The organism is Pseudomonas sp. PWP3-1b2, from assembly GCF_049896045.1.
GTDB classification, from domain to species: domain Bacteria; phylum Pseudomonadota; class Gammaproteobacteria; order Pseudomonadales; family Pseudomonadaceae; genus Aquipseudomonas; species Aquipseudomonas antarctica_B.
Genome location: NZ_JAFCTN010000048.1, coordinates 41,388 through 43,119, shown reverse-complemented (window position 1 = coordinate 43,119; position 1,732 = coordinate 41,388). Strand labels below are relative to the sequence as shown.

Sequence of the window (1,732 nt, the reverse complement as noted above, 5' to 3'; positions counted from 1 at the left end):
AGGTAGTTACGACCGTAACCGGCCTTAACGTTCACTTTGTCGCCCAGGTTGCCCAGGTTGGCGACTTTTTCCAGAAGGATCAGTTGCATGTGAAAATCCTCTAACTTTTAACCTTCACCGTTCGCGTTATCGGCATCTTTCGATGCGAGACGACCGCGAAAATCAATCAGGCCGTCGACAATGGCCAAAACCACGAGTAACGGATAGATCAGCTGCATGAACAGCAACAGCGTGACGTACAACCCCACCAGCCAAAACTTGGCCAGGCGCTTTCGCGCGACCAGCCCATGAATCAGGGCCAGCCCGGCAAACACCAGCGGTACGCTGCAAATCGGCGCCAGCAAGGCCATCTGTGGACCGAAGTTCGGTCCGACAACCATGCACGCCAGCAGCAACATCGCCGGTCCCGCAGGGATTCTGATACTGCGAAACTCGCGACCAAAACCACCCGGGTTGTACAACAACGCCTGCCAATAACGCCCAAGAATCAGGCTCAGCACGCTGACAACCTGCAACAAAGCCGCAATCAGGCCGGTCAGGACCGGGGCAATCAGTGACGCAAACCGCGCTCGCTCATCTACCGACAATTGCTGGTAGAGATCCCCGAGCGCCACCGGCAGGATCTTGACGATCTCTTGCGACAGCGCTTCGATTTGCGGGCGGAAAGCCGCGCCAAGCATCACTGAGTACACCAACCCCAATGCCACGCTGACCAGCAGCGTGCGGACCCAGGACTCACTTGCGCGTAAAACCAACGCAAGGCTCGATGACCCCAGCAGTACCAGAAGTACCCGTGGATCACCGAATTGCAGCCACCAGATCAAGGCCGGCAACAATCCCAGGGCAAGAACGCCAAGGGCGTCCTTCAAACCGCGCCGCAGGAGCACAAGGCAACCTGCAGCAGCACCCAACCAATAAAGCAACGGCAATGCCGCACATCCAGCCACTACCAGAGTGGCCTGCACGCGACCGCGCATGATGAACTCAGCTAAGGCGCGCATGCATTCAATCCCTTACTACGTGTCGACTGCCCGGTCTCAGCGGCCGTGGCTGTCGGTGTAGGCCAGCAGGGCCAGGAAGCGGGCGCGCTTGATAGCGGTGGCCAGCTGACGCTGATAACGTGCTTTGGTACCGGTGATACGGCTTGGAACGATTTTGCCGGTCTCGGATACGTAGGCTTTCAGAGTGTTGAGATCTTTGTAATCGATCTCTTTCACGTCTTCAGCGGTGAAGCGGCAGAATTTACGACGACGGAAGAAACGTGCCATTTGATAGGCTCCTTAAAAGGTCCGTGGATTACTCGTCAGCGTTATCGCTGTTGTCGCTGTCATCACTATCAGCGCTATCAGCGCCTTCGTGCTCAGGACGGTCGCGACGCTCACGGCGCTCACTGCGGTTTTCTTCAGCCTTGAGCATCTCGGATTGGCCGGTAACGGCTTCTTCGCGACGGATGACCAGGTTACGGATCACAGCATCGTTGTAGCGGAAGTTGTCTTCCAGCTCGGCCAGGGCCTTGCCAGTGCACTCAACGTTCAGCATCACGTAGTGAGCCTTGTGAACATTGTTGATTGCGTAGGCCAGTTGACGACGGCCCCAATCTTCCAGACGGTGGATTTTGCCGCCGTCTTCTTCGATCAGCTTGGTGTAACGCTCTACCATGCCGCCGACTTGCTCGCTTTGATCCGGGTGGACCAAAAAGATGATTTCGTAATGACGCATGAATGCTCCTTAC

At 56.5% G+C, this 1,732-nt stretch carries 3 protein-coding genes and 1 pseudogene; all 4 read right to left on the bottom strand.

Annotated elements, in window-relative coordinates:
- Positions 1 to 89, bottom strand: a pseudogene (rplI, locus tag ACP7A2_RS23490) (50S ribosomal protein L9); the annotation flags it as partial.
- 18 nt (positions 90 to 107) lie between these two features.
- Entirely contained in the window at positions 108 to 1,001 is an 894-nt protein-coding gene (locus ACP7A2_RS23485) for a hypothetical protein (RefSeq protein ID WP_375070886.1), read from the bottom strand.
- Between the two features lie 36 nt (positions 1,002 to 1,037).
- Positions 1,038 to 1,268, bottom strand: coding sequence for a 30S ribosomal protein S18 (rpsR, locus tag ACP7A2_RS23480; protein ID WP_002551829.1), 231 nt, complete (start codon positions 1,266 to 1,268; stop codon positions 1,038 to 1,040).
- 28 nt (positions 1,269 to 1,296) lie between these two features.
- Complete coding sequence (rpsF, locus tag ACP7A2_RS23475; RefSeq protein WP_003236224.1) at positions 1,297 to 1,719, bottom strand: 30S ribosomal protein S6; 423 nt, start codon at positions 1,717 to 1,719, stop codon at positions 1,297 to 1,299.
- Between the last annotated feature and the right edge of the window lie 13 nt (positions 1,720 to 1,732).

Excerpts from the sequence above, each read along its gene's own strand:
- rpsR (WP_002551829.1), bottom strand. The coding sequence starts at position 1,268 with ATGGCACGTTTCTTCCGTCGTCGTAAATTCTGCCGCTTCACCGCTGAA.
- ACP7A2_RS23485 (WP_375070886.1), bottom strand. The coding sequence starts at position 1,001 with ATGCGCGCCTTAGCTGAGTTCATCATGCGCGGTCGCGTGCAGGCCACT.
- rpsF (WP_003236224.1), bottom strand. The coding sequence starts at position 1,719 with ATGCGTCATTACGAAATCATCTTTTTGGTCCACCCGGATCAAAGCGAG.